Raw genomic sequence first — 5,358 nt, forward strand, 5'->3', positions numbered from 1 at the left:
GTTCTGTGTCGGACGGTGGCAAAAGTGCTTTCAATGGGGTTCGTCGTTCGGATGTGTTTCCAGTGTTCATCAGGAAAGTTATAGAAGGCCAGCGTCGCGGTCTTTGGTCAGTTTCCCAGCAGCGTTGTCGTATTTTACGCCGTAGGTTGTGACAAAGAAACCAAAGGCCGCCTCGGCATCCGTGCGGGTTTTGGCCTGCCAAATATCATGCAGATGGCCTTTGGCTTTGGCCTGAACGGACTTGGTCAGCGCATGCAAGAATCCCAAAGCACCACCCCCAATGGCAAGGTCAGGGGTATGGGTAGGGCCACGCCGCTGCAGATCAAGCAGCAGTTCGCGCCAACTCTGGGTGCTTTCGCGGTAACCGTCGGCCAGGCCGATAATCTCTTTGCGAGCCCACTCGTTCGCCCCGATCAACACCATAACACATTGTTTTTCCTCGGCCATTCACGGGCGCAAGTAGACGCCATCCGCCCAGATGTAGACAAACCTGCGCGCCCTGAGGTCGCGGCGCTGCCAGCGTCATCTCCTCACGGATCGCTTCAAGCGCAACACGGGCTTTGAATGCTGGCGAATGGTTCTTTCGTTCTGTCATTTTGCATCGTCACTTTCATCATGCGATCCATCTTAACAGCCGGTCCAAATTTCCGCGACCACCTCTCTTATTCCCAACAGCGACCCTGATGCAAGAGCCAAATTTACGTAGTTTCTGGCCAAGACCAACCGTCTGGTTTATTGAATGTTTAAACAAGCAAATACTCTCAAGTGAATGGATTAAGAAATGTCTGAAAAATTAAATGAAAACAGATATTTAGAAGATATTTTGAATCGATTTAGCGACAAATCCGCTGTCATCGGAATCATTGGTATGGGTTACGTTGGACAGCCTCTCGCCCTGCGCTTCTCTGAAATCGGTTTTAAAGTCATCGGCTATGACATAGATTCCAATAAGGTGGATATGCTCAATGGCGGCACTTCCGAAATTGAACATATAGCCAACGCGGATATTGCTAAGGCAGTCGCAGCAGGTTTTGAATGTACGAGAGATTTTTCGCGAATTTCAGAAGCTGATACAGCAATTATTTGTGTGCCAACGCCATTGAATGCCTATCGTGAGCCAGATCTCAGCTTTGTAATTGCAACTTGCGACGCGATTGCGCCCTATTTGCGGCCTGGTCAAGTGGTTTCATTGGAGAGCACGACCTACCCTGGCACAACGGATGAGGAAATCCTACCACGCGTAACCCGCAACGGATTGATTGCGGGCGAAAGCGTGTTTGTAGTATATTCTCCCGAGCGCGAAGACCCTGGGAATGCGGATTTCACGACCCATACTATTCCTAAGGTCGTTGGTGGACATACGGCAAACTGCCTAAAAGTGGGCAGTGCCTTATATAGCACCGCAATCGACAAGATCGTTCCGGTTAGCTCCAACCGCGCTGCAGAAATGACCAAGCTGTTGGAAAACATCCACCGGGCTGTAAATATTGGTCTTGTAAACGAAATGAAGATTGTCGCGGACGCCATGGGAATTGATATCTTCGAGGTGATCGACGCCGCTGCAACGAAGCCGTTCGGCTTTACCCCCTACTATCCCGGTCCGGGTTTGGGCGGACATTGTATCCCGATCGACCCGTTTTATCTGACCTGGAAAGCAAGAGAATACGGCCTGCATACGCGGTTTATTGAGCTCTCCGGTGAAATCAATCACGCCATGCCAGAATACGTCATGGGCAAGCTGGTGACAGGCCTGAATGCCCGCAAGAAAGCTCTCAATGGAAGCCGTATTCTGGTTCTGGGCATTTCCTATAAGAAAAACGTCGACGACATGCGTGAAAGCCCCTCCGTTCAGGTGATGGAGCTCATCCGTAATGCGGGTGGTGAAATTGCCTATTCGGATCCGCATGTGCCGGCTTTCCCGAAAATGCGCGAACACAGTTTTAATCTGAGCAGCGTGGCATTAACCCCGGATAGTCTTGCCGCATTCGATGCTGTGGTTCTCACAACCGACCATGCCGCCTTTGATTATGAAATGATCCGCGAACACTCTGCGCTCATCATCGATAGCCGCGGCGTATATCGCACCCCTTCTGACACTATTATAAAGGCCTGATCCCATGCATCGTTTTGCCCTGATCGGCGCTGCCGGTTACATCGCCCCGCGCCATATGAAAGCTATCCATGAAGTTGGCGGTGATCTTGTCGCTGCTATGGATGTGAATGACTCGGTTGGTATTCTGGACAGTCATTTCCCTGACGCGCGTTTCTTTACTGAGTTTGAGCAATTCGACGCACACAATGATACCGAGCGCCGTGCCGGTCGCGGGCTGGATTACACAGCCATTGCGTCCCCGAACTATCTACATGACGCACATATGCGTTACGCTTTGCGCGCGGGCACTGAGGCCATTTGCGAGAAGCCTTTAGTGTTGGAAACTGACCAGATTGACGGATTGCTAGCGCTCGAAAGCGAGACGGGTCAGAAAGTAAACACGATCCTGCAGTTGCGCCTGCATAAGGCTATTATCGATTTGCGCGAGCGTGTCAAAAGCGAAACTAGTGATACGAAGCACGATGTGGACCTGACCTATATCACGTCACGCGGAAACTGGTATCTGCAAAGCTGGAAAGGCGCGCCGCAAAAGTCTGGCGGTATAGCAACAAATATCGGCGTTCATTTTTACGACATGCTGCATTTTGTCTATGGCAAGTTACAACGCAATATTGTGCATTTGAACACGCCCACCAAGGCGGCAGGCTATCTGGAGTATGAACGTGCCCGCGTGCGTTGGTTCCTTTCTTTGGACGTCAACGATGTCCCCGAGGAAGAGCGCGCGCAGGGCAAACGCACATTCCGTGCCATCACTGCAAGCGGTGAGAACATCGAATTTTCCGATGGTTTTACCGATCTTCATACACGCTCATATGAAGAGATTTTGAAGGGCAAAGGTTTCGGCCTCGAGGAAAACCGGGTCGCAATCGACACGGTTTCAACCATTCGCAATGCTCCGATCGAACAAAGCCGCGACGACATGCATCCTTTCCTGAAACGGACACTGTAATGAGCTTTTCTGTCCACCCCAGCGCCATCGTCGATGACGGGGCGCAAATCGGTGAAGGCAGTCGCATCTGGCATTTTGTGCATGTTTGCGCAGGTGCTCGTATCGGGCGCGGCGTTTCCTTGGGACAGAATGTTTTCGTCGGCAATCATGTTGTGATAGGTGACGACTGTAAAATCCAAAACAACGTCTCGGTTTATGACAATGTAACACTGGAAGAGGGGGTTTTTTGCGGCCCTTCCATGGTCTTCACAAATGTCTACAACCCGCGCTCTCTGGTCGAACGGAAAAGCGAATACAGAGACACATTAGTGCGTCAAGGAGCCACCTTAGGGGCAAATTGCACCATAGTGTGTGGCTCCCGAATTGGGGAATACGCTTTTATCGGCGCTGGTGCGTTGATCAACAAGGATGTCCCGGACTTCGCGCTTACGGTCGGGGTTCCAGCTCGGCAAATCGGCTGGATGAGTGCTTATGGCGAGCGCCTTGATTTGCCGCTTAGTGGCAATGCAGAGTGCCTGTGTCCACACACAAACGACCTCTACATCCTGAATGACAGCACACTTCTCCGGCAAGAGGCACAGACATGATCCCCTTTATCGACCTAGAAGCTCAACAAGATCGCCTGCGCCCTGAGATCGAAGGAGCAATTGCGCGGGTTTTGGCGCATGGTAAATATATACTTGGTCCCGAAGTGACTGAGCTTGAGGAAAAATTAAGTGCCTATACTGGTGCAGCACACTGTATCACATGTGCGAATGGCACCGATGCATTACAAATCGCTCTAATGGCACTCGACGTGCGGCCCGGAGATGAGGTGATCACCCCCGGGTTCAGCTATATCGCGACCGCCGAGGCCGCTGTCGTGCTTGGTGCCAAAGTTGTTTACGTCGATATTGATCCGATCAGTTACAACATGGACTCGACCCAGTTGGAGGCGGCGATCACACCGCGTACCAAGGCAATCATTCCGGTGTCGCTCTATGGTCAATGCGCTGATTTTGACACGATCAACGCCATTGCAGAACGCCACGGCATCGCGGTGATCGAAGATGCAGCACAAAGCTTTGGCGCCAGCTACAACGGACGCAAATCCGGCAGTCTCAGCACAATCGCCTGTACCAGTTTCTTTCCATCCAAGCCACTCGGTTGCTACGGAGACGGCGGCGCGCTCTTGACCTCTGATCCCGACCTCGCCAAGGCGATCCGCCAAGTAGCGCGCCACGGCCAGGAAAAGCGCTATCACCATGTTCGTGTGGGCATGAACAGTCGTCTCGACACGATCCAAGCCGCTATTTTACTGCCTAAACTCGCCATATTGGATGATGAAATCGCTGCCCGTCAACGGGTTGCACATCATTATAGCGAAGCCTTTGCCAAAGCGAGAACACCGCTGACCCTACCGCGTATCGGCTCGAACAATACGTCCGCTTGGGCGCAGTTCACAGTCCGCGTACCAGAACGCGATAAAGTTCAAGCGGCGCTTCAGGATGCTGGCGTACCGACGGCAGTTCATTATCCTTTGCCCCTCAATCGTCAACCAGCCGTTGCGGATGACACAGTATCACTTCCCCATGGAGATATGGCGGCACGAGAGGTCATGAGCCTACCGATGCACCCTTATATGAGCGAGCAAACCGCTACCCAAATCGCGACAGCTGTGCACGAGGCGCTTCGCGACTAGACGTATCTATGCTTACCAGCAAGACATCAAAATGAACCTGCGCAGCACCCGAAATATCTAATTTTCCTTGTCTCGGCCCACCGCATGCAATCACCATCGGGATAGGGCCTGGCCAAATAATGGACTAAAAAATGATTATTCACATGACAACCGTTCATCCCCGAGACGACTCCCGTATTCGCTTCAAGCAAGTTGCCTCTCTGGTTCAATCTACAGACGAGGACGTCCGGCTTTACGTGCAAGATGGGCTCGGCGACGAGATCGATCCAAAGCTGGGATATCATATTGTTGACACAGGCCCCCGCAAACGCCGCCTCGCGCGTATGTTCGGTGGAGCGTGGCAAATGATTTCGGCCGTACGGCGCGCGCGCCCTTCAATGGTCTTCTTTCATGATCCCGAATTACTGCCTTGGGCAATGCTTCTGCGCCTGTCTGGCGTCAAAGTCATCTATGATGCTCATGAAGATGTGCCGCGCCAGATCCTACGTAACCCGTCTCTGCCGACTTCGGTAAAACCAATCTTACCACCCATCGTTTCAGCGGTTGAGTGGACCGCTGCGCGGGTTCTGAGCGCTATGGTCGGGGCAACCACAGAAATCACCAATCGGTTTCCAT

5 protein-coding genes and 1 pseudogene are annotated in these 5,358 nt (G+C 52.3%); 5 read left to right on the plus strand and 1 reads right to left on the minus strand.

The window, feature by feature from the left end:
• A pseudogene (locus tag WBC85_RS15865) lies at nt 1-519 on the minus strand (transposase); the annotation flags it as partial.
• Nucleotides 520-781: 262 nt separating this feature from the next.
• Here WBC85_RS15865 and WBC85_RS15870 point away from each other — a divergent pair.
• The 5 genes from WBC85_RS15870 to WBC85_RS15890 form a co-directional block, all read left to right on the plus strand.
• Nucleotides 782-2,113, plus strand: coding sequence for a nucleotide sugar dehydrogenase (locus tag WBC85_RS15870; protein ID WP_424439489.1), 1,332 nt, complete (start codon nt 782-784; stop codon nt 2,111-2,113).
• Between the two features lie 4 nt (nt 2,114-2,117).
• The gene (locus tag WBC85_RS15875) at nt 2,118-3,062 is read left to right on the plus strand and encodes a Gfo/Idh/MocA family protein (RefSeq protein WP_424439492.1); all 945 of its coding nucleotides are present in this window, start codon (nt 2,118-2,120) and stop codon (nt 3,060-3,062) included.
• Nucleotides 3,062-3,649, plus strand: a complete 588-nt coding sequence (locus WBC85_RS15880; RefSeq protein ID WP_424439495.1) for an acyltransferase — start codon at nt 3,062-3,064, stop codon at nt 3,647-3,649. The genes WBC85_RS15875 and WBC85_RS15880 overlap by 1 nt, the downstream gene beginning before the upstream one ends.
• Nucleotides 3,646-4,743: a DegT/DnrJ/EryC1/StrS family aminotransferase gene (locus tag WBC85_RS15885; RefSeq protein WP_424439498.1), complete on the plus strand. Its 1,098-nt coding sequence runs from the start codon at nt 3,646-3,648 to the stop codon at nt 4,741-4,743. Before WBC85_RS15880 ends, WBC85_RS15885 begins: the two co-directional genes overlap by 4 nt.
• 143 nt (nt 4,744-4,886) lie before the next feature.
• Nucleotides 4,887-5,358, plus strand: a 472-nt coding sequence (locus tag WBC85_RS15890; RefSeq protein ID WP_424439501.1) for a hypothetical protein, incomplete at its 3' end; no start/stop codon positions are given.

It is taken from the genome of Planktotalea sp., from assembly GCF_049680325.1.
In the GTDB taxonomy this organism is placed as follows: domain Bacteria; phylum Pseudomonadota; class Alphaproteobacteria; order Rhodobacterales; family Rhodobacteraceae; genus Planktotalea.

Excerpts from the sequence above, each read along its gene's own strand:
- WBC85_RS15870 (WP_424439489.1), top strand. The coding sequence starts at position 782 with ATGTCTGAAAAATTAAATGAAAACAGATATTTAGAAGATATTTTGAAT.
- WBC85_RS15875 (WP_424439492.1), top strand. The coding sequence starts at position 2,118 with ATGCATCGTTTTGCCCTGATCGGCGCTGCCGGTTACATCGCCCCGCGC.
- WBC85_RS15880 (WP_424439495.1), top strand. The coding sequence starts at position 3,062 with ATGAGCTTTTCTGTCCACCCCAGCGCCATCGTCGATGACGGGGCGCAA.
- WBC85_RS15885 (WP_424439498.1), top strand. The coding sequence starts at position 3,646 with ATGATCCCCTTTATCGACCTAGAAGCTCAACAAGATCGCCTGCGCCCT.